Consider the following 24,928-nt stretch of genomic DNA (forward strand, 5'->3'; position numbering starts at 1 on the left):
TCGTGTTCGTGGCTTCGGGTTGTTATTCAGTGTCTGATATCAGTGGTGGATGGTAAATATATTTTGCGTCGCAGCCTTATTTGATTGACTGATTTTGTGAAGTGCCAGCTTTTTTCAGTTGGAGTGATGAGGGTTTCTGGTCTGGAGAAGTTATTGATTGATTTTACTTGGTGGAGGGTTCTTCCGCTATTTTGAAAAGTTTCAAATGCATGGTCGAGTGTATAACTTCCACTGCGTGTAAATAAATTTGCCAGCTTTGGCACTTGTGAAGCCAACTGCATCGCGCCCACCGCAAGCCCTAAAATAGCTGCCGAGTAATTCAGGATTGTCCCAATATTATTCCGCGTTTCATGTCCCGAAAGTATCGCTTCCGTTTGTAGCGTCGTACCGGCGACTGACAACGCGGCTGTAGCCACCGTGGCCGCCAACTTGATGCCGGCGGCGAGCGATACGCTGGCAATTGCCCCGACACCTGCCGAAAGTGCCGCACCCGCGCCACTGATGCCGCCACCGGCGGCTGACCAGGCAGCCGCGATTGCCGGCGCAGCTACGCCACCTGTCACCACGACGGCGGCCACGGAGGCAACTGCGGCGAAGAGTATGCCCAGGCCCATCCCGATCCAGCCGATCGCACCTAAGGCCATGCCCCGCGAGATGCTGTAGCTATTCAGATCTGCCAGCGATCGGCTCTGCCCGCTATAGCCGATGCTGTAGTGCCCGGTCGGGTCGCGGAAGGTTATCGGGTTGCCTTGGCAATAGCCGTAGTAGTTCAGCCCCCCCGCGCCGAAGGGGCTGAGTGCGTCGGGGCTGTGAAAGCGCATCAGCACCGGGTTGTAGGCGCGGTAGCCACTACCGAGCAGGTACCAGCCGCTGTCGGGATCGAGCGCTTCGCCGTTGTAGCCCAGGGTGCCGAGCAGTGGATCGTCGGCGTGCCGTTCGCCATAGGCGGTATAACGGACGGCGCGCGTGCTGCCGGCCTGGCTCTCGGCGATCACGCTGTGGCTGGCACTGGTGTGCAGCAGCAGGGGCGATTGCGCACCACTGCCTTTCTGCTGCTGGCCCAGCGCTTGCTCGTCATGATGCAGGTACAGGGTTTGCAGGCTGTCACGCACGGCCATGCGCAAACGCTGGCCGTCATGCAGCAGCAGCGTGCGCTCGCCGGCCTCGGGCCTGCTGACCAGCAAGCCGCCTGCGTCGTAGCCATAGGTGTCCGGGGCGCCGCTGTCGTTAAGGCCCAGCAACCGGTTCTGGCTGTCGTAGCGAATCGGCCGGGCTCGCTCGTCTCGGGTCAGGTTGCCATTGGCATCGTAGTTGAACTCAGGATTGGGCTCGGTGCGCGGCGGTGTGTACTCGATATGCTGCAGCTGGCAGGGGTCGCGTTCGGCATGAATGAACTTGGCGCGTTCAGCGGCCGGCCCACCTGTGAAGGAAGTGACGGTCAACTCGATGTTGTTGTAGGCATCGAAGTTGAACACCTGCATGGCGATGCTGCGGCCCAGCGCATCGCGAGGTTGGTCCGGCCCTGTGCAGTTGTACATGTTCAGGCGTGCATGGCTGTCGTAACCGAACTTTTCGACTAGTTGCGATACTCCGCCGACCTGCAGGGTGCGGCTGAGCAGGAGGTCATCCTTGTCCCAGACGGTTTGTTGTGTGCGTTCTGGCTGCCCGGGCTGACGTCAGGTGCGTTTGACCTCACGGTCCTGGTCGTCGTACTCAATCTCGGTTTCCAGGGCCTGTGCGCTGGCTCGGTCATGGCTTGTGATGAATTTGATACGGCCCAGATCATCGTATATGAACTCGGCCTGCAGCTGCCCCTGAAGGGTTGAGATCAGGCGGCCCTGGGTGTTGTATTCGTGGGTGGTGTCTTCACCGTAGGGTTCGTGGGTGTTCTTCAGACGATCCTGCAAGGTGCTGCTATGAATGCGGCTCCAGGTCTTGCCGTCGCGCTTGTCCTCCCAGTGTTCGGCGGTCAGCTGGTTGGCTTTGTTGTATTCGAAGCGCCGCGCGCATTGCCGGTTGTCGTCGCTCAGCAATCGGGCGCTGACAGGGTCGTAGGCGAAGCTGGCGTGGTCCTCGGGTGCGGTGTTGCTGATCGGCTCATTGGTCAGTTGCAGGTTGTAGTCCAGCTCGACGGTCTCGCCAGCGGGGTTGATGCGTTGGCGCGGTATCGATTCACCGTCGCGGAACAGGAAGTACTCCGTCCGGTCACCGGTGGTGGTACCTATCAGGCGGTCCAGGCCGTCGAAGTACTGCGCGCCGATCTGGCGGGCGGGCAACTGCACATTCGCCGGGGTCACCACCAGGCGGGTCGGCAGGTCTTCGGCAGAGTGTTCGGCGTAGGTGCGGGTGAGCAGGGTTTTATTCGGTTGCTCGGTCGTGAGCATCCGGCCCCAGGCGTCGTAGCTGAATGCAGTGGTGTGGTTTCGCTCATCCGTTTCGGTGAGCGTGCGTCCGAGGCCGTCATAGCTGTAGCGACGTTCGCCAATCAGCTCCCCCAACGCATCCAGGCGCTTGCGCAGCACCGGCTTGTTGAACAGGTTGAGCCAGGTCTCGGTCTTGCCGCTGATGGCCCGTGCCTGGTGGGTGAATCGGATGTTCCTGCCGTTGCGGTTCTGCACCTGGGGCCGTGATCTCTCTTTCCCGGCTACGCGCCAGCTGTAGCGAATGGCGCCCTGGTGATTGGCGTCGCCGATCGGGTCCAGTACGTTGTGCTGCTCCACGTCGTCCGGGCCGATGGTGCAGCATTGCTCACCCCAGTCGTCGTACCGCGTTTTTGTTACCAGGTGCAGGTACTGCTGGGCTTCCAGCCAGTCGGTAACGCTTTCCTTCACCCGATTGCCGTAGGCATCGTACTGGATGGCCAGGATTTCGTAGAAAGCGCCCGGCCTCGCCTCGAGCACGTTGTCACGGCTCTCCCGGGTCGGCCGTCCGAGGCCGTCCAGCTCGGTTTCGGTGGTGATGCCGCGAGCGTTGGTGACTCGGGCGCGGGCAATATCGACATCGCTGGCACAGAGTTCGTAATCGTAGCGTTTTTTGGCCTCGAACAGTGTCTCTGGCGATACCCTTTCCTCGGTGACTCGGCGCAGGGCGTCGTACGCCCATTGTGTGTGAACCCCGTTCTCGTTGAGTTCGTAGAGCTTCTCGCCATGCAGCAGCGAGCGCCGTTGAACGGTGGATCGTTGCGCGCCGTCGTAACCAAAGAGGGTCTTGCGGGTTTCCAGTACCTGATGGCCGCCCAGAGGGTCTAGCAGTGAATTGAACTGGTACTGGGTGGTGGTTTCCAGCTTGTTGCGTTTAACCACCTCCTGATAACGACGGCCATGCCGCAGGCTGGACTTGGGCGCGTCGAGGTAATAGTAAATTTTCTCTTCCAGGGGGTGCGCCGGATCGTGCGCCTGCGTCAGGGTTTCACTGTGCTCGACAATCATCGGGTTGAGGGTGATGGCGTTGCCTGCCAGTGGCGCCAGCGCCTTGTAGCGGTAGTGCTGAGTGAGAACAGGGGCTTGCCCCCGGCCGCTGCTCGCCGGGGTGGTGGTTTTGCTCTTCAGGTGACGAACGAAACCATTGGCATCACCGGGGTAGCCATCTTCCGCTTGCGTGCCATACCACTCTTGGGTCTCGGTCACGCCGTTGGCAAGTTTGCGCCAGATGATGTTGCCCGATGAATCGTAGGTGGTTTCGACGGTTTCAAGGCGGCTGCGCGTGATGTTGTCCGCCAGCGACCAGCGTGTCTGTTCCCTGATCGGCATTTGCAGGGTCGACGCCTGTAGAGCGAAGGGGGCGTCCTTGATGTTGTACTGCTTGGTGACTTCATGTACGCAGTTGTTCTGCACGGTTCTGGTCGAGGTCAGCAGATGGAAGCGGTTGAAGGTGCGGGTGATGTCGCGCAGTGCCGTTCCGTCCTTGTCGCGCAAGGTTTCGACCGTTTGATACTCAAAGTCATACCGTTTCGAATCGTACAAGTTGTCCAGCCCGTTGTCAGACCAACCGATCCCGGCGCCGTAACCCAGAAAGTTGTTTGAGCCCGGGTAGGTATAGGTTCGCTGGAACGCAGGTTGGCCACCGCGCGGTTCGATGACGTGCCGGGTCACCCGCGGCAGGGCTGTTGGCCGAGCGTTACCGGGGAACAGATGGCCACGGTCCTCGTAATAGAGATATTCACGGGCACCGGTAGGTGGCTCGACCTTGCTCACGCACAACAGCCCGTTCACCAGGCGGTATTCCAGGCGCCAACTGGCCAGCTCACGGGTTGGCAGAACGATCGATGTGACCCAGTCAGTATTGATCAGGTTCATCGTATAAAGGGCAACGGGCTGGCCGTTGTCGCCCTTATAAGGGCGCTCGCGCAATTCGATGCGGCCATCGTCGCGTTCGATTTCCAGCAGGATCTCCTTACGCTCGTCGCTGATCGAGCAGAGCATCATGTAAGACGGGTTGAACGGTTTGTATTCGAGGTCGATCCTGTGCCCCGTGGCCGCGTATATCTCCACCGGCAGGGCGATACGCCCGTTCGCGCTGCCCATTTCTTCGAGGATTTCCACCAGGCCTGAACGGTGCACCACGCGATAGCGCGCGTTGCCGCCTGGCCCGGCAGGTTCGCGGTAGAAGTGAAAGTGCGCCAGCCGTTGCTCCTGCATTAGCAAGCGTGAACCCGAACTACCGGTCACTTTGAATGATTCACCGCTGTACGTGGTGATGACCTGTGTATGTGGTGCGAACTGCGTCAGTGACAGATTCCATCCCCGCCCCCAACCCGAATCAATCGTATTGAGCGGGTTGAAGTTTAGGCTGAGTTCAAGCTCGGGGCCGGAGAAATAATTGGCGCCCAACTCGGGAAGTTTGATGGACAGTGTGTATTGTCCGGTGCGGCTATCGACACCGCTCTCCATGAAGCTCATAAAGTTAAGGGCGTTGGAATGCAGCGAAGATTCCGTACTCATAATGAACGTTCTCACTCTGCTTGTCAGGGGTGGCGGGCGCTGTAAGACAGGGGTTGCGCGTGCCGAATACGTGTCGACAGTAGTGGAAGTTTCGTGTGTTGACACCTATCAGTTTTGCCAGGTGTTCAGGTTCAGGGGCGGTGTTATATCTATGCCAACTCTCGAATCGGACATGTGCAAGGCGGAGATATTCATACATGGACATGCCAGAAGTTTCACACCTTAACGAACGTATGAACTCTGTCGACCTGGACGCGCTTGGCACCGCTGATCTGACGACTTGGATTAGCTATCCCGGCATTGCCGAGCACGACCTGGTATCTATCAACTGGCGGGGGTGCAAGGCCGACAACAGTGCCGAGGACCTCTTTGTTGAACGCGAAGTATTGAGCCTGGATGCCGGCCGCGGGGTGATCCTGATCGATAACGCACTCGTCACTGCCTTGCGCGGTGGCCAAGTGTTCTATTCGTTCACGCGTCTGGACAACGCCGGCGATCCTGTGGGGCCTGAGTCCAAGCGTCGTTTCTTCTTCGTTGACCGGCCTGCTGAAGGCATATGGGCTTTGCCGGTTGCTCACTTGCAAGATGCCCATGAGGGGGTGATCGACGTCAACCTGCTCAATCCCGAAGGCATATTGCTGGCAACAGCGCCCTATGCCGCCATGGCCGAAGGTGACAAGGTTTTCCTGAGTTGGGAGCCCTGGTTCAACGAGTCCTTGCCAGGTGAGCTGTTCGAGCAAGTACTGGAAGTGCAGGAGTCTGATCCTGGCCGACCACTGCTGTGGCACCTGGAGCTCGGCGTGGTCTTCATGTATCTCGGCGGGTTCGCCTTTTTGCACTATCGCATCGAATTCGCCGATGGCACCAGCAGCCGGTCGCCAGTGCAGCGCTTCGACATCGTTTCGCCCGCCGCCAGCGACCCACCGCCGGCACCTTTGCTGGCGGCGCCACGTATCCCCGGGGCGACGGATGGCGCGCTGGATCCTGATGACGAAACCTATCGCACCGGCCTTCTGGTGGAGGTGGATCCCTATCCGGAGCTGGAATTGGGCGATTCACTGGTGCTCTATACCGTAGGGCCGGAGGTGACGCTGCGCAGCCTGCGTGTGGATGCGACTTCGGTGGACAGCAAACGCTTGACCTTCCACCTGGAGCGGGAGTGGCTGCAGAGCGAGGTCAACCGCGGCAAGCGGTTCGCGTTCAGCTATGAGTTTTCGCGTCAGGGTGTGCAGATGCGCTCCCAAGTGCTGCATCTGGTCTTGCAGCGCAAGCTTTACCTGCCTTTACCGAATATCCCGGACGCCACGCAGGAGGACGGTGACGCGCCGTACCAGGGCGTGGTCCATCCGAGCAAGCTGGAGTCTGGCGCCACCGTGCGAATCCCGGATAAGGCCGAGCTGGGTGATGGCGAGGAGCCGGCGCTGACCGTCAACCTGCATTGGGAAGGGCACGGCAGCACGGGGGCGGCCATCATTCCCCGGCCGTCCACTGGTGACACACGCCTGTTCACCGTGCCGCGGTCGGCCATGGCCGCCAATCTGGGTAGACGTCTGTGGGTGTACTACACCGTCACCCGCACCGGCGAACCGCCACGCACATCAGAAAAGTTCGAGCTGCGGGTAAGCGATTTCGATCAGCGCAAATACTCGATACTTCAGGTCAAAGGTGCCGAGAACCGGGAATTGAAACTGCACGAAGTTCCAGTGGGTGGTGCTTTGTGCACGCTGCCTTTTTGGCCGTTCATGGCAGAAGGGCAATTGCTGGGTATCGAGGCGCTAGGCCGTTCGCCATCTGACCAGGATGTCACGCATATTCTGCGTCCCCCCACCGAGGCGGTGACATACGACGAATATTCTGATGGCGTTATTGAAGCCTACCTGCCCAAACAGTTTCTCGAAAAACTGGAATTTGGCAAAGATTTCAGGTTGAGCGTATCTGCAAGTTTCGATGACGGCGAAACCTGGCGGGCATTTCCAATCGTTGATATTAAGCTGTTCCCTTAAGCAGACGCGCCTGCGTGTGTGTAAATGTGAGGTGATGTATGTCGAGCAATTCGAAACAGGATTTGCTGGAGTGGTTGCAGTCTGACTACCGGATGTTGGGGTGGAATACGATTTTCGCTATCCAGAAGGACAAGGCGGACACTTTGTTGACCCAGGAATATATACGGCGCTTCAAGACCAGCTCTTACCTGGACCCTGTCAGCGGTGAGACGGCGCCGGACAATGGTTACAAGGTTTATATGCAGAACTTTGTTCTGGATCACCCGCGATTGTCATTCGATAATGCCGATATCACCGGTTCGCGTGCCAGCCTGCGTATGAAAATACTCGGCGGCAACCAGGTAGGGCTGAAGCAGGCGGGGGCCCATTGGTACCCACAGCGGATCGATCGGATAGAACCTCTGGTCGGGCCAGAGCTGCGCCTGCGACTGGAACTGTCCGACGTGCCTGGCTATGTCGCTGACAACGGCGCATTGACGCTGGACTTGCACAAAAGTGATGACTTTGTGGTGACCTTCTCGGATTCCAGGCGCGTTCGCGAGCTAGGGGGGGACTTCTTCAAGGAGTTGTTTCGCGGGTTGCCGGACCATCAACGTGTCTGGTCATTCGGCAGCATCGAACATGGCGAAAATGACCTGATGCGGCCCGAGTCGTTCATCCTGCGTACCCAGCGTAACCCCTCGGTCGCCCTGGCCCCGATGGAAAGCGATGACGCCGCTGACATGGATGGTGCACTCGTGGGGCTGGTCGCCATGGGGCCCAGTAACGGGCCGCAGAATATGCCTGGCCCGGAATACCGTTACTTGATTCCCGATGACAACGGTGATTACTCGGCGACGGTACTGCTTGATAAAACCTGGGTGGCGTTGGCTACCGTGTTAAGCAAACTGCCTTTGGAGTTTTTCAAAAATGTTGAATTTAAACTCGAACGTGCAGAAAACGGTGATCTGACAGCGACTGCCATTGCAGGTGTAATACCCTCAGAGACAGAAAGTCGTGTTGAGCCTTACCATGAGGCAAACTGGCGCGGTAGTGTTGATTGCCGGGCGTACATCGATTTAATTACCGATGAGCTGCCGCTCAAGGATGTGCTGAAGTTTCGTGTGTCAGGGGAGCGTGTGTCCATGGAGCTGGTCACCGTTCATACAGCCACTGCGGATTTTACCCGATATGAAGAAATCGTCGCCACGCCGCATTCCTGGACGTGGGGGTACGCGTGCGTGGGGCTCTGGCATGCTGAAATCAATGTGGAAATAACAGCCAGTTGGCAGATGCAAGACCTGCAAGGCGCTACGTTGAAACTTGAAGAGTATAAGCACTCTATATACCCCAAAGAGGACGGTTCGTTTAAATTTGAAGGTGACCCCTACGAAGATCAGATCAGGGCGTTGAGCCTTTTCCATGTACTGTGGGGAGTTGCAGCGCCGAATGTTTCATTTGTCTCGCTGATGAGCGATCGCGGCCCCCTTGCCGCAGCAAGAGCCGCACTCGCCAAGGACCTTCGTTCAGACCTGTACATGGAGGAATTAATCGATAAGACCATCAAACTGAACTTTGGTGACGCGATAGTCGCAGGCGAGCGGCACATGCCCCGCGACATTGCCTGTTTTGGCAGCGTCGCTCCACAGCGGACCACGTTCGCCGTCACCCCCCTGGAAAAAATCGTGACCCACGGCAGCCCGTTGCAGCTTGCCACCGTCCCGGCGCAAGCCAACGTAACCTGGTCGGCCGAGTCGGTAGAGGGCTCCTCGGATGACCCCGGCCATTTCGACCAACACACCCATGGCCTGTATCTGGCGCCCGGGGCCACGGGCATCGAAGGTGAATTTACCCGGGTGCGTGTCACTGCCACTGTTCCAGGCTCAAGCGTTGCCAGTTCGGCCCTGCTCACCGTGGTCAAGAACGCGCTGCAGGTCAGCCCATTGCTGTCGGTCTGCCAGGTGGGCGATGAGGGCGTCAGCCTCAAGGCGGACAGTGTCGTTGAAGGACCGCTGCAATGGCGCATCCTCGGCGCTTCACCCCATGGCAGGCTGGCGCAGGAATCGGGCACGGCCAATCGCTATATCCCCGGCGAGAACCTGCCCGACAAGTCATTCATCGTCGAAGAAGTCGAGGTCCGTAACAGCTTGACCGATGAGCACCGGACGCTGTGCATCGTTACCCAGATGACCCTGAAACGTCCCTCTGATGTGGTGGTGGAAAAGCGCGATGAACAACACGCCAGGGTGTGGCTGTCGATCCATTTCAGCGGGGTGTCAGGTGTCGACCAGTTGACGGTGGTGCATGGCCCGGGGCAGATCGATATCGATGAAGACGGCAAGCCTTACTACCAGGCCGACGCCGCGAGCCCCGCACATTTCTGCGTGGTTGACGCGGTCTGGAGGCCCTCCCCCGAATTACCCATCACGCTCCAGGGCTTCATCGTGCTGCCGCTGCCGCTGGGGCAGCACAGCCAAGCCTATCAGGCCCTTGAGCAGGCAGCGCAAAGGGCAACGCGCAGGTAGTCAACCGGCGTTCACCTAAACCCATACCTTTCAGCACTCCAGTTGAGCGGGGCCACATCATGCCTACCAATTACCTCTCGGTCATCACGGCCTGGATGAAGCATAACCACAAACACCTGAACTGGGACCTGACGTTCGCCACGCGTCCCGAGGCCATCAACGACCTGCTCGCGTTGGCACATTGCAGCCAACCAGACAGTGCCTTGGGCGATATCGAAGGTGAGATCGCCATGCCCGATTCCGATGTCACCCACATCCTGACGGGCTACCGCATGGGGCCGCCCGCACTGGTGGATATGCAAGCGAACTACACGTCGCCCAAGGTCCGGCAAAGCCTGGCATTGGAAGGTGGCAGCCACCTGGTCATGGACAAGACCGACGGGTTGCTCAGCCTGTCGGTTCATGACCTCCTCGACCCGTTGCCGGTTACTCAGACAGTGCCGCTGAGCGCCGATGCCCAGGGCGTGAGCGCCGACCTGCGTGAAGGCACGGACACCGAGCTGGACCTGGGCGGTGGTTTGCCACAGCGGCAGGCCGCCGGGCGATTCTTCAAGGAGGTGCTCAGCGGGTTGGGCAGCGCCCGGCAGGTCTATCCCTTGGCGGACTTTAAGGCGCTGTCTGGCAACCCCTACCTGGCGGTTCGGCACAGTGAAGTACGCACCCACGTCAGCAAAGCCGACGGCAAGTCCGCACTGGTGATATTTGCGGGTATCAACAATGGCTCTGTGGGCAACCTGCCCGCTGAGCAGTCCGATTACCCGTTCCTGCTACCCGATGATCTTGCGCAACCGGTCGACAGCACATTGTTGCTGACGGCGCGCTTCCTGCACCGTGCGGCTTACGCCACAGGCCTGGCGCAGATGCTCGAGGGGGGCGCGTTCGAGGCCCAGTTCGATGAAGACAATAACTTGCAGCGGCTGAATGCCACGGCCGGCCTGTTGGAGGTGTACCCCAGCACTTACGAGAGCGACAATTATCAGTTTGCCTGCGAGGGTTTCAAAATTGCCGTGGACGCAGGGGCCCCGGCCAGCGATCAGGCGCGGGCTGCCCTGGCGGATTTTCAGCCCCTTCTGAGTGTCACCTTCGAACACGATGAGGTCCGCCAGCAATGGAAGTCCCATTGCACGCTGACCTTCACCTACAAGCCCAAGCCAACAGGTCCCCTGTACAGCCGAACCGCAACGTTCCAGTTCGACCTGCAAACGGTGTTCACCCTGAATGCACCTGCATCACCTGAGGAAAGCGCTGGTTGTATGTTGCTAGGGCAGGTTTTGTGGCCGTGGCAGGCGGCCGAAGTGACGGAAGTCAGTGGCCTGCCCAGCGACACGCCATCGGCCCTGCGAGAGGAGATTTATGCGTTTGTCGCCTTCCTGGTCAAGCAGGCGGTACTTGAAGGGCTGGCCAGGGAGTTGACCGCGATGATCCCGGAACAGGTGATGGCCGGTCTGTCGCTGGCAGATGGCAAGCGCCTTGTACCGTTCGACTTCCAGTTACCCGATGGAATGGCCGTGTTCGACAGCGGCTATGGCACGGCCGGCATGCGCATCGTCGATCGCCCCGTGACGCTGGCACCCGGGCAGCGGCATACGTTCAGCGTTGAACCGCCGCGTGAAGGGCTGACATGGTCCCTGGAGGCTTTGCCAGGCACCGTCGGTGATCTGGGGCGCATCGACCCCGCCAGCGGTGAATACCGGGCACCGCCTGCGCACGCCATGGCGGGGGAACCCGTGCGGGTCCGGATCATCGCCACCGACCCGGGTACCAACAAGCAGGCCATCAGCATGGCCTCTGTGGCGCCCGCGACATTGACGGTCAATCCACTGATCCGGGTCTGCTACTTCGACGACAAACTGACCCTCACGGCGGGGGCGCTGACCGGAGACCTTGACTGGTCTGTGGTCGATGATGGCGAAGAAGGACGGGGCTCGGTCGTCGCTGAGGGCGATGGCAGGCGTTGCACCTATACCGCAGGCAGTAAGGTGGATGCCAACGTGGCCTACGTGCTCGATCAGGTCAGGGTACAGAACCGGGAGAACAGCGAGTCGCGTTCAATTTATGTGCTGGTACGCCAGCGGCGGCCTGAACTGGTGATCGACGTCGAGCAGTTGCCCGATGGCGACCTGCAGTTGACAGGTATTTTCGATGGGGTAGGCCGGCCAGACACCCAGTGGGCATTGCCAATTGCAGGGACTGGGGAGATCGATGAGGCCACTGGCCGCTATTCCCCTGCATCTGCCGACGCCGATGCGCGTTTCGCGCTGATTACCGCCAAATGGGCGATTCCAGGTTCTGTCTTCATCCTCGAAGGCCACCTCATTCTGCCGCTGCCCCTTTCCTTGCACTTCGACGCCGCACGGCGCGCTGCCAGCCCGACAGGCCTGCGTGTGGCCACATCACCATCCATTGGAGGCTGAGACCATGTCCAATTCACTGGAAGAACTGCTCGAGCACATGAAAAAGGGCTCAGTAACGCTAGGCTGGGGGGCGGTTGCTGTCTATAGCCGTGACCGGCTCAACCGCTTGCTGGAGCAGCAATACCTGACGCGCTTCAAGGAAAACCGCTACCTCCCGCCTTTCAGTCACACGTTCGCAGGCGTGGGGGTGAAGGAGGCCGTGAGCGTTAAGTCGCTGGAGTTCGGTACGCCCTTGCTGTCGTTCAGCAATGCGTCGACGAGCGATGCCAAAGCAACCCTGACCATGAACATCATCAAAGGTACGGTGAACAACAGTGGCAAGTTGGTCAGCAGCGTCGAGATCACCGAGGCGTCGGGGTACTGGCTGCAGATGGAGGTCGACCTGGAGACCGTGCGCGGTGAGGTTCACCCGTACGGCCTCGTTGCGCTCAACCTTGCCAAGGGGGGGCGGTTCACCAGCAACCTGTTCGAGGATAAACCCGACCTCGCTCAGCAGCTGATCGACGCACTGCAAGCCTGGATGGGCGAGATGCCTGGCCGTTGCGCCAGGTTCCAGCTGGGCACCGTGGACTTTTCTGGTTATGGCCCGCTGACACCTACAGGCTTCATCCTGCGCACCCAGGCGGCACCTGGTGCGCGAGTACGCGATGGCGTCAACTACGGCGATGGCGCAGTGCTGGTGTTCATCCGCCTGCGCGATAGCCTGATCGATGGTCAGCCGCCAGGCACAAGCTACCCGTATCTGTTGCCCGACGGCGATTACTCGGCAACGCTGGTGCTGAACAAGGACATGCTTGGCCATGCCTCCGACGACGGCCTGGAGCTACTCGCCCGACTGCTGTTCCCTGAGCTCAATGCCTTTGTCAAGAAAGTGGACAGTACGCCGTTGGACCGCGTCATGTTCGGCAATATCGACCCGTTGCGCACGCAACTGACGGTGAAACCGACCATGGACACCGTGGTGACGGCCGGCAAGACGCAGCAGTTTCGGCTGTACGACGGCAAGGATCAGGTGATCACTGCCAGCGCCTGGTCGGTGATCAACCCGCAAAGCCATGATGACGCAGGGCATGGTTCGATCGATGGAGATGGCCTTTTCACGGCCCCTTCACCGGAAGTGATCGGACAGGAAGTGCAGACATTCATCATCAAAGCTGAATACAAGCAGGGTGAGGACACTTACCATGCCGCCGCCCGCGCACTGGTGATTTCCGAGCCAGTGCTGGCGATGCCTGCCTTCGGCGCATATCGCCCGCAAGAGAGTGCGAACGGGATCGATCTGTGGAATGCAGGTAAAGGCAACGTCAGCTTTGAAATGCTCGGGCAGCCGCTGGGCCAGATAGCCAGCCTGGGCAATGGGCGCTCGCGCTTTGTGCCTGATCAGCAAGCCAGCCGGCGGATTCTGGGCGTGCAACGATTGCAAGCCAGTTCAACGGCAAAGGGCTACAACGCGCTTGTCCTGGTGAACAACCAGCCACTGGTTTCGGTTGACCCACCTTTCGTACCCAGGCTCGGCCACGGTGAGGCCACCCAGCTGAGCGAGGTGAACCGTATCATGCCCAACGAAGCGCGGCGTTGGCGGATGCTGGCAGGGCCGGGCAGCGTCTCGCCATCGGGCCATTTCCGGGCTTCTGAGCTTGCTGTTTCGCAACCCAACGTAGTGACCTGTGAAGTGGTGCGCAACGGTGTCGTGTTCGCGGCGGGCTACAGCGTGGTGAAAGAGACCGCGGTCAAAGCCATCAGCGGCTGGGTGGATCTGCAGCGCTTTGCCCTCACGGTCGGCAAGAGCCCTGACGGTGTGACCGGCACCGTGGGTTCCAATGGTTACCAGCAACTGGAACTCGAGGTCACCATCGAAACCATGCAGGCGGATGGCAAGGACTACAAACTGAATCTGGACGAGATAGCCTCCATCTCGCTGTTCGACAGGTCGGGGCAGAAGATTCCTTTTCTGTGCGAGGACGGGATAGGCTCGGGCTCTGGCAATGTCTGGCGCACACACCTGGAGCGGAATGATTTTATCCTCGCCAATGAAAGTCTGATGGCGACTGAAGGGCAGGGGCCGCAGCCCGCAGCGCCACAAGGCGTGGAGGACCGAACCATCCGCCTGCAGCTGTTCTTGCACCGCCGCGGAACCTCTTCGTCGGAAGTTTTTTACGCCGGTTTCCAGGCAAGGAGCGGGATATGGCACTACTCGAACGACACCCGTCATCAGAATGCCGAAATCGAGGTCAAGGTACACACGCCGGACGCCTACAAATCCACAGACTACACATTTACCCGCATACGGGCGGCGGGTGGCGGTGGTAACTCGGGCTCGACAGAACCGGAGCACGAAGATTTCGACCTGCACCCGGAGACCGACGATTACTGGATGTTGAGCTACAACCACGGGACCTTCTATACGGCCGAATTCGTCAAGGCCAGGGAAAGTGATAACGACAGGGATGTGAATACCTCGATGGTACGCTGGGAAAGTTCTTTTCCTGGAGAGAACTATCGCAGTTACACAGGGTATGTTTTTCAGGGCTACAACGAGCCGCTGCCGAAGTTTGTTTCCTTTGACCCCGATTCGAAGCCTTTGATCGATGGCGTCGAACGTGAAGTCAGCTCGGTGTACCAGGCCGGTCTTTTGGCAATTGTCAATTTCCGTCGGCGGGACCTGTCCTATGGTGAGGCGACCAATAATAAGGCTGTCTTTGAGAAGCTGAGTAAACCGTTATTTGTTCAGTTGCGCGACGCTCACGCGAATTTGCATATTGTCCAGATCGATTACCTGCCCGCTGACACCATCGGTGATCGTAATATTCTTGTCCACACGGTCCCTTGGCGACCGACGGGCAGACAAACTTCGATTGTCCGGCTTAGTAATTACCAAGAAGGAGAACACGTATGAAACGTTATTGCATGGCACCCCTTGTAATCGGTATGTTTTTCGGCTTCCACAGTGTGGGCCAGGCAGCGACTGAGCCAGTTCGTCCAGGTACGATTCAGTTCGCCGAGAATATGGATCCGTCAGGGCTACCCAGTGGCAAGCAATGTACGGTCTCGGGGAAAGAGGGTGGTGGATTCAAAAACATCGTAATGTCGGACACCACCTGTAAAAATGATTCGGCTTCCTACTTCAAATTCAATAATGTACCCTCAACGGCAACGGTGATGTTTAACTCCGAAGCAAACTGCCGCGATTTGGATGACTGGAGGTTTCGCGTTTTAACAATAAAGCAACCGACTACCACGGGTTGGATGAGTATCGAAGAGCTCAAGGCGCATGCTGAAGGTGACGTGGTGACGGCGGGATTGGAGCTAGATCAACATATTTATAATCATGGCAATATCCATGGCAAGTTATCTTGTGTGCGCATTTGGTTGCCGGGGCCCGAATATCCGTAATCATCAATAGTCTAGATTCTTTGATGGAGCTAACTAATGAGCACATCCACTTCAGTGCATTCCAACGCTTTTAACTTTTCTTCCTATATTGAAAACGGCGTTGATCCTCGCACCGGGCAATACACCGTGTCGATCAGGCTGCCCGAATTGCAAGGTAATGATTTGCAAGGCCCGGGTTTCGAACTGACGTTGTTCTATAGCCCTTTGAATGGCGAGGACTCTGGATTCGGCAAGGGCTGGAACCTGCAACTGACACAAGTACGCAAGCACATCGTGACGCTGAGCAGTGGTGAAACGTACAGGATCACCGGTAAGTCATCGGTTACCGGGCGGCTGGAAATGAAAGAACAGAAGCTGCGGCAGTTCGATCTGTATGAGGATCCCCCTGGGCCCGGTGGTGCCGCACGTTATCGCGTGGAGCACCGTTCAGGGTTGGTCGAGGTACTGGAAGTGATGGGCTCGGAAGATGGCGAGGTCGCCTTGCCCGTGGAGCTGCATTCACCGCTGGGGGACATGTTGCACCTGAGTTACCTGCCCTTCGGCGAGGGTCACATGCGTTTGGACGAGGTCCAGGATGAAAGTGACGTGCTGCTGAGGCTGCTACGCAGCGACAACAGCCGTGTCGAACTGCTTTGCTACCCTTCCGGTGGTGATGATGGTGGCCCGCTGGCCCGGTATGCGATGACGTTGCGCGAAAGCGACAACCGGGTCAGTGAGATCATCCTGCCCACGGCCAATCAGGCCCGCTGGCGCTTCACTTATGACTACGTATTGGGGTACTTGTGCGTACTTGAGTGCACAACACCCTATGGTGGGGTGGAGCGCGTGTTCTACGAGGACGCCGGGCATGAGTTCCCAAGCAGCGCAGCACGTGACAAAAATCTGCCCAGGGTTACCCGCCATGAAATCGATCCACGCTTTTGTCAGGCGGCGAAAGTGGTGCGGTATGAATACCCCGGCACGCACAACTTCATCGGCGGTGGCAGCAGCATCCCGTGGTCTGACGAGGGCCTGGACAATCTCTATGAGGTGCCGGAGGACTATACCTACCAGTCGCTACAGATACAGGAAGTGCTCAGGCAGCCTGTGCGTACGATCACGCGTACATTCAACCGCTTCCATTTGCTCACCGAGCAAGCCACCGCTCAGGGTGACAAGCTGTTGCAAGCCTTCACCCGTTACGCTGACAAGGCTGGCAAATTCGAGAGCCAGGAGCCTTATTTCCAGCTGCCCCATGACGAGACCCAGCGTTGGTCGCTGATCAGCAACTCCTCCCGGCAGCGAGAAGAGCAGCGAGTCACCCGCTATGATAGCCACGGCAACGTGTTGACTCGCCTTTTGCCGAATCAGGTACTGGAAACCAATGTCTGGTACTCGGCTGAGGAGGAGGGTGATGAGCACGGTTTCGTGCGCAACCTGAAGACCCGGACCGTGCAACCCGCAGCGACAGGACACGGGGCGGCGGCCACCTTGACCCAGGCGTACCAGTACCGGGCGCTGACCCCGCTGGGTAGCTACCTGAAGCAGCCCTGGCGCTTGCTGGAAAGCGAGACCCTGAGCGAATCAGGTAGCGCGCCTGATACGTTCCTGGAAAAAATCAGCAAGCTTTACCGGGAGGAATCGGCCGAGCGCTTCAGCTATGGGCGAGTCAGGCAGCAAACCGTCAGTTACCCCGGTGTCGATGGGGGCAGCCCGTTCGACACCCTGACCCATTATGGCTACTCCCTGCCGGACGATGAGCGTGCACTGCAGACGGTGGAAAAGCTGGTGGGTGTTGACGGTGAGTCCAAGACCATCACCTTGCGACATTCCCTGGAAACGGGCGAGCCGCTGCTCAACCTCGACGACAACGGTGTCGAAATCCGATACTACTACGACGCTTTGCGTCGGGTAACGCGCGAGGTCGTGGCGCCAGGCAAGATTTTCGAAGCGGAACGCAATTACAAGTACTTCCTCTGCGCATACGACAACGAGCAGGCCCAGCAATGGGCCTATGACGTGAAGCAAGTCGAGACGCACACGCTGCTCGACGGGCTCAGCCGACCCATCTTCGAAGAGCGCGCAGACAAGGACAGCGCGACGTATGCTGGTGCTTTGCGGCCTATCTACCGCGCACGTTACGACGAACTGGACCAGCTGGTCGAGGAAACCGAAATCGACTGGCTGGGTGATGGGTTGCTGGAATTGACCAGCCACATCAGTTACGACGACTGGGGCCAGAGGTACGCTGTCCTGAATCCGGATGGCACGACTCAAGTCGAGGAGATCGACCAGGTGGCGAGCAAGGACGGTCCGGTGCATCGCGCCTGGCGAGAGGTGGAGCACTCACGGGTCAGCGGCATCAACGAGACGTGGTACAACCTGTTCGAGAAGCCGGTGCGGATCGAGCGATTTGCCCTGGATGGAAGCACCAGTATCAGCTTGCAGGTCAATGACTACGATGGGCTTGGCCGGCTGAGCAGGGAAGCTCAAGGAAGCGGTACAGGCCAGCGTGTGGTTGAGTATCGTTACGACGCTTTCGACCGTGTCCGCGAGGAACGGCTGGCAGATCGAGTCAACACGGTCTATCGCACCTATGCCGGGCACAGTCGCAATGACCTGCCGGTCAGCATCAAGGTGGGTAACACCGAAAACGCCGCCGTGTTGTTGGGCGAACAGGTGTTCGATGGCCTTGAGCGGCGAACCGTGGCCATCACCGGAGGGCGAGAGCAGAAATTCGAATATGACCCAGGTGAGCGGCAACCGCACTGGGTGGAGGCGCCGGATGGTACCCGGATCGAGTACCATTACCGGCCAGAGTTGGGTGAAGAGCCCGTCCTTCGGGTCCTATCCGGCAAGGAAGCGAAATACACGTATGACGAGAAAAATGCCAGGCTTACCCATTGCGAAGAGCCTGGGGATGACGAGAATTCCGGTTACACATTGGACCGTAGCCATTTCCTGAGCAACGGTGAGGTCAAGCACGAGTCGCGTACGGTGGATGGTGAAGTGTTCAGCATGGCCTACGACTACAGTTTTCGCAGTCGCTTGCGTGCCTATGTGGATGTGCTGGGGCAGACACAGCTCTATGATTTCGACGATGTCGGGCGCCTGGAAAAAACCACGCTGCACGCGCCTGAGCCCAAAAGGACTCGCTACCGGCTGCAGCGTGCGCCTGCCGGGCAACTGCTGCTGGAGTCGACGTTCGGGTATGACCCCCAAGGACGCATGGAGTCCATTACCACCACCGATGCCAGCACCGGGAATGCTTTGGCAATTCTGCTCGAGTACGATGAATTCGACAGGGAGATCCTGCGGACCTTCGATTTTGGTGACACCGTGCAAACGTTGGCACAGGACTATGATGAGTTCGATTGTTTGAAGTTCCGCACTCTGAAAGAGCGCCCGAAGGGCAGCGACGAAAGCCAGGCCACGCTGTTGCGGCATGAGACTTACCTGTACGACCGGCGCGGGCGGCTGCAGATATACACCTGTGATGGCCCTGAAGCGCCCGTGGACCCCTCCGGTCAAACCATTGCCAGGCAGATATTCGGCTTCGATGGCCTGGACAACATCCTCTCGGTGATCACTTTCAGCCCGGACGAGTCGTGGCAGCGGACCTTGTACGAATTCAAGAATAGCGATCCGGCACAAATGAGCCGGATCATTCCGCCTGATGCGCTACTGGAGACCTATGACGTCGATCACGACCTGGAGGAGTTGTTCAAGATCGTCAAATACGATCCGCAGCTGGCTATAGAGTTGCATTACGACGACAATGGCAACCTGATCAGTGATGAGCAGGGGCGGGTACTGACGTATGACGGGCTCAACCGTTTGCTCAGGGTCGAGACCCCGGACGGTGAACGCTGTCGCTACAACTATGACCCAGAGAACATTCTGTCCGGCACGACACCTGGCTAAGGGCACCGGGGCCGACGAGGCCGGTATGGGAACCGGCCTTGTCGCATTTAGCGGTAGCGAATGGTGAAGTTCAAGGCACCCTTGGCCAAGCCCGGGCGCAGGCTGCTGTTGGGTTCTGTCTGGAAGAAGCGAGCCTGAAAATTCAAAGGCACCTTTCTGCTCGTCAGGGGTACCAGGTCGATCTCTTTGTTCAGGGGCATCGATACCCCGTTGTACAGCATCTGAATACCTATGCCACGGGCTGCGGAGTCGTCGGTCAGGCTGAACACGTTTTCATCCGCAGGGCCAATCGGTCGAGAACCATTGATGCCATCGAGTTCGATGGTAGCGAGGGCCTCGTTACCCGGGTCAGGGTCCACCTTGCAGTTGTTCAAGCGGACCTGGAATGCTGCAGGGGGCGTGGTGAAGCCTGGGCCGGTGAAGTCGTTGACGCTCCATTCGCCAAGGTCCACCGGGTTGGCACTGACGTCTGCTGAAGCATCGCACTGGGTCTGGATGACCTTTGCCCTGAGGGTGTATTCCAGAACTTTGCCAAAGCCTCCCCAGTCCAGATGGCCGGTCACCAGTACGCCATCCAACTCATGCTCGCCGGGCGGCAGATCGCCGGTCTTGACCAGCGTGATCCTGTGCCTGAACGTGGATAGCGTGGCCGGGCCCAACTGGGTCTGCTCGTAATAGGCCGTGAACGGCACCCTGGGTGGCCTGCTGTCGGGGATGAACTGGTCGGTGCCACCGAGAAAGGGGTACAGCAACTCTACGATCGCTCCGATGCCTGGAATGTTGGTCCTGAGGACGGGGGCGTCGAGGAAGCGTCCATCAACCGCAGGCAGGGGAGGATGTACCCCGCGGGCGGCCTGGAAGTTGAAATTTATCCGCTCGCCGTAGGTCCGGCACCGGAGGGTAAGGTTGTTCTGGTCGATAGTGCCGTCGAGCAGCTCAGGGGTGCCGATCGTTGTGCCGATCCGCGCATCGCGTGGCACATAAAGGGTGTACAGGTCGCGGATATGGACCTTGAGGTTTGCGCTGGTCAGCTGTTGGAACTCGCAGCCGGTCCGGTCTACCGGCATGGCCATGGCGTTTGCAGCCGGCCATGCCAGGGTGGCGAGCAGCGCCTTGAAAAGGGTCTTGTTGATGTTTTTCATGGGGGTCCTGAAAGACGCGGTACGGCCGTGGGTAAGGCGGCACCGCGTGAAGGTTGCTAGATACAGGTCAGGGTTTGCTGGCGATAGCCGTCGACGACGGGAGCGTCCAGTTCATCGAGATGCACCTGGCAGCCGGCGTTGGGCTGGTCGCCCCAACTCACCTGTAGCGGTTGCTCCTGGCTGGGGTTGGTGAGCATTACCAGGCCCGCCTGCCCGACCATGCCGAGTCGGGTACCGTTCTGGGCCAGCACCCGGGCCCCAAAGGGCAGCGGTTGACCCTGGGTATCGTGCAGGGTCAGTACAAGGCGTGAAACGCGGCGTGCCTCGAAGCGGTGCTTGACCACTGCACCCTGGCGAGGCACTACCTGGGCGATGCCGTTGTCGATTTCCACATCAGGATCGAGACGGTCGGTTTCCAGGACGACCGAATTGGTCCGGTACGGTTGCAAGTAGGGCAAAAGTGCATAACCGCGTGAATTGGTGCGCGTACCCGTTGCGTTTTGCAGGCCCACATTGGCCACGCCAGGGACTTCGATCAAGGCCGCGGTATCTCCCAGGTATCGGCCGAACTCCAGCCCGTCAGCATGCAGCAGCACCGCACCACTGGCATTCAAGGACAGGCTGCGGTAGTTGTCGGCTTCGGTATAGCCAGCACTCACGCTGGCATAGGGCGCCTGATGGCCGAGTGACAGTGCTGCTGTCTTGCGGGCGTGTTCGTCACGGCTCAGGCTGGTGCTGTAGCTCAGCGCGCTGTCACTGCCGCTGAGCGTGGCGCGCTGGCTGTAGCCGTTGGCGTTGTGCTGCAGGTCGAAGGTCGCATTGGCGCGGTGACCGAAATGCAAGGGTATCGTCACGCTCAGGCCGAACTGACGATCACTGCCGTAACGGTCGGTCAACGATTGTGAGGCGAACAGGTTGTAGCCTACACCCCGATGATGGGTATTGAAGTTGAACTGGTATTGCCGTTGGGTGGCATTGCTGCGCCAGTAGTCCTGTTGTGACAGCGTCAGGGTCAGCGAGCTGGTCCTGCCCAGGCTCTGGTGGACCGAGGCCTCCAGGCGGCTGCGGCGACTGCCGCTGAACGTAGTGTCTTGGCTGCGCTGGCGCACCACTTCATCGAAGTCACGGTAGCCTTGGGTCGAATAGCGATATCCGGCAAAGCGCAGGTTGGTTTGGGTGGTGAAGGCCTTGGCATACTTCAGGGCATAACTGGAACCCTGCACCTCGCGCTCATCGGCATTGTCGATTGCGCTGGACGCCTGCGTTACATCGAAGGCCACTGCACCCAAGTGGCCCAGGTCCTTGCTAAACCCCAGGTTGGCCGCGCGGTAGAATTCGCTGGCCATCAAGCCGCCGTAAACAGTGGTGTCCCAGTAGGAGCCTACGGCCAGCGTGCCTTGCCAGAGCAGAGGGGTCTCGAGGGCGCTGGAGGGGTTGTAGCGCCCGACCGTGGCACTGTAACGCCATACGCCTGGGCGCAGCAGATTGCTCATGGTCGAGTACGGCTGGATGAAGCGGCGGACCTGGCCATCGGCCTCGGTCACGACGACTTCCAGCTCGCCGCTGCCTGCGGTACTCAGGTCGTCGATGGCGTAGGGGCCGGCGCTGACGTACGTCGAGTAGATCGGATAACCATGCTGCCAGATCTCGACTTTCGCCCGGCTCTGGGCCACGCCGCGAATGATCGGGGCATAACCGCGCTGGTTGTCGGCCAGCATGCCCATGTCCGAGGCCACGCGTACGCCTGATATCGGCACCGAACGGAACACGTCCCTGTCCGTGAAGGTTTCGCCGATCGTCAGATTGGCGAGGGTACCCGGTATATCGCGCTGTGCGTAGGTCTGTGCCCGGGTCCATTCAGTTTTGCCCTGGCTGTCCTGGCGCCAGGACTGGGTACTGCGCAGGCGCCATTCGCCCAGGTTGATACCGCTGTTCAGGTACAGGTCGTTGCTGGTGTAACGGCCAGAGGAGCGATTGCGGCCATTCAGGGTGGAGGCCTGATAGTTGATGAAAGCGGCATTGATACCACTGTCCCAGCGGGAAGGGTCGACCTGGTTAGCGGTGTTCCGGCGCATGGCGATCTGCGGAATCGAGATGGCCAGGTGCAGCTCCGCAGGGGTGAAGACGATTTGTGCACCAGGAACGACGGCCAGCAAGTCCAGGCAGGCACTCGCCTGATCCTCTGGATTGGCCAGTGCGTCCAGGCGCATTCCCCATTCGCCAAGCAGCCTGGCTGGCAGGCAAGGCTGCAGCTCGCCGTCCGGGCCTGGCTGGAAGTCCAGCTCGTGCTGGCCGGCAGGTTCAAGATTGACCTGTACCTCTACCCGGTAGCGGCCAGGCGCGAGCCCCTGATCGCTGGTCAACATGCTCAGCGACCAGGCACTCGCTGCTTGCGGTTGGCCAGGCACCTGGCGCAGGAAGCCGCTCTGGAACCCGGAGTCTGCCTGGGAATAGGGCACTGAGAGCAAGGTGGAGCTACCCAGCAGGCACAGCAGTGCGCTGCGCTGGCGGCGCATAGTGCGCCAGCGTAGTGGGGGGAGGACCATGATGACGATTCCTGTTTGCGTGCGAGGCAGGCCCTAGTTGGCCAGTTGAATAGGCGCGCTCAGCGGTTCGGTGAAGCCACCGTAGTCATTGACGATGGAAAAACGGGCCTGCAGGCTGGAGGCGCGAGTGATGCCGGTCAGCGGGTAGGCTTTTTCGCCAAAGGGTTCCAGCATGGCGGTGTTTTTCAAGGTGTGTTGCTGGCCTGGGCCATTCACCTCCAGGCGGTTGAAGGTGATGTGGAAAGGCGATGGGTTCTTGACCACCAACTGCTCCACCCCGTTACGTACGCTCAAGGAAAATGTCAGCGAGCTCAGGTGATCGGTCGGCGTACCCTTGAGTGTGGGCGGCCGATAGAACAGTTTGATGCGTGTGCGCAAGGCGATGTTGAGTTGATTGCCCGTGTCGCTGCTGACTTGCGGAATCTCCTGCACGTTGAAGAAGAACAGCGACTCGCGGTCGTGCGGCAGTGTATTGGGCAGTCCAATTATCTTTAGAAGTTGTTCACTGTTCGGGTTGATTTTGAACAGCGGTGGGGACGTTGCAAAGGGTACGCTGGTCGTATTGTCGTCGGCGTCCGTATTTATCCAGGCCTGCACGGCATAAATGCTTTTCGATGGGTTTCGAACAACGACGGATGTACTGCGTTTGTCACCGTTGAAAACGAGGCGTGTGTTGTTTAATGTCAAGGCGGCATGACTGCTTACCGAGAGGGTAAGCATCCATAAGGTCAGGCAGGCGCAAGCAACGACGCGGGCGGGTATCGTGAATATTGACGGATTGGTCATCGGGTAACTCGCTGCATCCAGACGCACAACTACGCCTGGATGGTTTAACCGTGCAAGGACTGCACAGAATTTATGCGTAATTATTGATAGTCGACTGTGTAACGAACCTGGGCGGATGCAAGGCCGTGCGTCACGGTGCTGGCAGTGGAACGGTAGTAGGCGTCGAACCGGAGGTCGGTTGGGCCTGTCGCGTTGAGTGGGTAATCAACCGAGGTTCCACCGGGTTTGATCGAGGCCTTGGAACTGTCCCTGATCACAATCGAGATGTTTTCTGCCGTGCCGACACTGGTACCAATGCTGAAATAGTCGCCGCTGGCATCAGCGGCACCGTCAAACTTTACGAAGGCATTGTCTTCGCTGATGCCACAGACTGTTTTGTCGGGTACGCGGATGTTAAAAGATGCGCCACGGACTTCAACGTTGGCAGCGGGGAATCGCCCCATGGGAATTTCGCCCATGGCGACGCGGTCACTGACATTGCCGTCACCGGGATTGACGATCTCGATAGGGCACGTTTCGGGCGTGATGCGGCCTTCAAAGAATATCGAGCCGGAAGCGAATGCAGGCCAGTAAGCAGGCCGAGGGATAGTACTAAGGACTTCTTCATGACATAACCTGATTGGGTAAATGGGTCAAGTTTCAGTGCGGGGGTGGGCTGGGTCTTTCCAGTTTCCCGTTTTCGCCCCGGCGCTGATTCTATTTGTCATGAGATTTATCGGGCTGTAGGAATAAGCCGGAAAACTTTGCGATCTTTCGCTTTGTTACAAGATCTTGAGGTGTAAGCGTCCACAGGTGCCCTGGCGTTACCAGGGCACGTGAAATCAGGTTAATGGGTACTGCTTGGGCCACTCTGGCTCAGCAGTTGCTTTTCCAGGTTCCAGTCGAATGGCTCTGCGTTCAACTCGGCCTCGTGACGACGCTCTTCAAGCTGCTGATAAAGCGCCAGCTCCTCGTCTGGCATGAAGTGCAGGCAATCGCCAGCGAAGAACCACAGCAAGTCACGCGGCACCAGATGAGCGATCTGCGGGTAACGCTGGATAACCTGACACATCAGGTCCTGGCCCAGGTACTGGCTCTCAAGCGGATCCTGCGGCAATAGCGTCAGCAGTTCGTCGAAGCGTTCGAGGAACAGGGCGTGGCTTTCTTCTGGCACCTGCTCTGCTTCACCCAGCGCCACCAGAATGGTGCGCAGGTGCTGGAGCAGTTGCAGGTGATATTCCAGGTAGGGGTTGGCCATGGAATGGGTCCTCGGTATGGCTGAAACGGGGGCGGAGTATACGCCGCCCCCCCGTTTCTC

At 59.0% G+C, this 24,928-nt stretch carries 12 protein-coding genes and 1 pseudogene; 6 read left to right on the forward strand and 7 right to left on the reverse strand.

Going from position 1 to position 24,928, the window contains the following annotated elements; all coding sequences use genetic code 11:
* Positions 1 to 26 precede the first annotated feature (26 nt).
* Both MRBLPB4O_RS07165 and MRBLPB4O_RS07170 read right to left on the reverse strand, forming a co-directional pair.
* On the reverse strand, positions 27 to 1,538 hold the full coding sequence (locus tag MRBLPB4O_RS07165) for an RHS repeat-associated core domain-containing protein (RefSeq protein WP_341797929.1): 1,512 nt from the start codon (positions 1,536 to 1,538) through the stop codon (positions 27 to 29).
* A gap of 138 nt (positions 1,539 to 1,676) precedes the next feature.
* Positions 1,677 to 4,637 carry a hypothetical protein gene (locus MRBLPB4O_RS07170; protein WP_341797930.1) on the reverse strand — a complete coding sequence of 987 codons (2,961 nt, stop codon included), beginning with the start codon at positions 4,635 to 4,637 and terminating at the stop codon, positions 1,677 to 1,679.
* Positions 4,638 to 5,137: 500 nt separating this feature from the next.
* On the opposite strand from MRBLPB4O_RS07170, the gene MRBLPB4O_RS07175 reads away from it, so the two are divergent.
* The 6 genes from MRBLPB4O_RS07175 to MRBLPB4O_RS07200 are packed head-to-tail and all read left to right on the forward strand — an operon-like array spanning position 5,138 to position 19,157.
* Entirely contained in the window at positions 5,138 to 6,943 is a 1,806-nt protein-coding gene (locus tag MRBLPB4O_RS07175; RefSeq protein WP_341797931.1) for a hypothetical protein, read from the forward strand.
* A gap of 38 nt (positions 6,944 to 6,981) precedes the next feature.
* Complete coding sequence (locus tag MRBLPB4O_RS07180; RefSeq protein ID WP_341797932.1) at positions 6,982 to 9,447, forward strand: hypothetical protein; 2,466 nt, start codon at positions 6,982 to 6,984, stop codon at positions 9,445 to 9,447.
* 59 nt (positions 9,448 to 9,506) lie between these two features.
* Positions 9,507 to 11,861: a hypothetical protein gene (locus MRBLPB4O_RS07185; protein ID WP_341797933.1), complete on the forward strand. Its 2,355-nt coding sequence runs from the start codon at positions 9,507 to 9,509 to the stop codon at positions 11,859 to 11,861.
* 4 nt (positions 11,862 to 11,865) lie between these two features.
* Positions 11,866 to 14,757, forward strand: a complete 2,892-nt coding sequence (locus tag MRBLPB4O_RS07190; protein WP_341797934.1) for a hypothetical protein — start codon at positions 11,866 to 11,868, stop codon at positions 14,755 to 14,757.
* The gene (locus tag MRBLPB4O_RS07195; protein ID WP_341797935.1) at positions 14,754 to 15,254 is read left to right on the forward strand and encodes a hypothetical protein; all 501 of its coding nucleotides are present in this window, start codon (positions 14,754 to 14,756) and stop codon (positions 15,252 to 15,254) included. Before MRBLPB4O_RS07190 ends, MRBLPB4O_RS07195 begins: the two co-directional genes overlap by 4 nt.
* Positions 15,255 to 15,290: 36 nt before the next feature.
* Positions 15,291 to 19,157 carry an RHS repeat domain-containing protein gene (locus tag MRBLPB4O_RS07200; RefSeq protein ID WP_341797936.1) on the forward strand — a complete coding sequence of 1,289 codons (3,867 nt, stop codon included), beginning with the start codon at positions 15,291 to 15,293 and terminating at the stop codon, positions 19,155 to 19,157.
* Between the two features lie 47 nt (positions 19,158 to 19,204).
* Here the strand turns inward: MRBLPB4O_RS07200 and MRBLPB4O_RS07205 are convergent, their stop codons facing one another.
* The 5 genes and pseudogenes from MRBLPB4O_RS07205 to MRBLPB4O_RS07225 all read right to left on the reverse strand — a co-directional run bounded on the left by MRBLPB4O_RS07205 (position 19,205) and on the right by MRBLPB4O_RS07225 (position 24,868).
* The gene (locus tag MRBLPB4O_RS07205) at positions 19,205 to 20,299 is read right to left on the reverse strand and encodes a fimbrial protein (RefSeq protein ID WP_341797937.1); all 1,095 of its coding nucleotides are present in this window, start codon (positions 20,297 to 20,299) and stop codon (positions 19,205 to 19,207) included.
* 56 nt (positions 20,300 to 20,355) lie between these two features.
* Positions 20,356 to 22,845 carry a fimbria/pilus outer membrane usher protein gene (locus MRBLPB4O_RS07210; protein ID WP_341797938.1) on the reverse strand — a complete coding sequence of 830 codons (2,490 nt, stop codon included), beginning with the start codon at positions 22,843 to 22,845 and terminating at the stop codon, positions 20,356 to 20,358.
* 33 nt (positions 22,846 to 22,878) lie between these two features.
* On the reverse strand, positions 22,879 to 23,631 hold the full coding sequence (locus MRBLPB4O_RS07215; protein ID WP_341797939.1) for a molecular chaperone: 753 nt from the start codon (positions 23,629 to 23,631) through the stop codon (positions 22,879 to 22,881).
* An 80-nt stretch (positions 23,632 to 23,711) separates the two neighbouring features.
* A pseudogene (locus MRBLPB4O_RS07220) lies at positions 23,712 to 24,238 on the reverse strand (fimbrial protein).
* A gap of 219 nt (positions 24,239 to 24,457) precedes the next feature.
* Complete coding sequence (locus MRBLPB4O_RS07225) at positions 24,458 to 24,868, reverse strand: PA2817 family protein (RefSeq protein WP_010952919.1); 411 nt, start codon at positions 24,866 to 24,868, stop codon at positions 24,458 to 24,460.
* Positions 24,869 to 24,928 lie beyond the last annotated feature (60 nt).

Origin of the sequence: Pseudomonas sp. LPB4.O (assembly GCF_038383825.1) — a bacterium.
Lineage (GTDB): Bacteria > Pseudomonadota > Gammaproteobacteria > Pseudomonadales > Pseudomonadaceae > Aquipseudomonas > Aquipseudomonas putida.